Here is an 831-nt window from a genome sequence, read left to right on the forward strand (position 1 = left end):
CGATGACCGGCATCGACGGCCTGACCTACATGACGTCGAACTCGACGCCGGGGTCGGCATCGGTCGCGCTGACCTTCGACGACACCGTCGACCCCGAGATCGCCCAGGTCCAGGTGCAGAACAAGCTGCAGCTGGTCACGTCGCAGCTGCCCGACGTGGTGCAGCAGCAGGGCGTGCAGGTCGAACGCTCGACCAGCTCGATCCTGCTGGTGGCGGCGCTGACGGCGGAAGAGGGCACCTATACCACCGTCCAGCTGGGCGACCTGATCTCGCAGTTCATCGAGGATCCGGTCAAGCGCACGCCGGGCGTCGGGTCGATCAACACCTTCGGCTCGGGCTATGCGATGCGGGTCTGGATGGACCCGATGAAGATGGTCCAGTACAGCGTCACGCCCGCCGACGTCACCGCGGCCGTGGCCGCGCAGAACACCAACGTCACCGTGGGCGACCTGGGCGCGCAGCCCGCCGCCGAGGGCCAGAGGCTGACCGTGTCGGTCACCGCGCAGTCGCAGCTGTCCACGGTCGAGGAGTTCGAGAGCATCCTGCTGCGCGTCGATCCCGACGGATCGACGGTCTTTCTGGGCGACGTCGCCCGGATCGAGATCGGTCAGGAAAGCTATGGCGGCAGCTCGCGCTACAACGGTAACCCGGCCGCGGGCGTCGCCGTGAACCTGGCCACCGGCGCGAACGCCGTGTCGACCGCCGCCGCCGTGCGCGACACCATCGACGGCCTTGCCGACGCCCTGCCCGCCGGAGTCGAGATCACCTATCCCTATGACACCTCCCCGTTCGTGGAAAAGTCGATCAGCCAGGTTTACAAGACCCTGGCCG

The 831-nt window shown here is 67.6% G+C and carries 1 protein-coding gene; it reads left to right on the forward strand.

Annotated features, from left to right (window positions below; genetic code table 11):
• The coding region (locus TW83_RS18495) for an efflux RND transporter permease subunit (RefSeq protein WP_045984255.1) at positions 1–831 on the forward strand (831 nt) is incomplete at both ends.

The sequence above is a fragment of the Paracoccus sp. S4493 genome (assembly GCF_000967735.1).
Lineage (GTDB): Bacteria > Pseudomonadota > Alphaproteobacteria > Rhodobacterales > Rhodobacteraceae > Paracoccus > Paracoccus marcusii.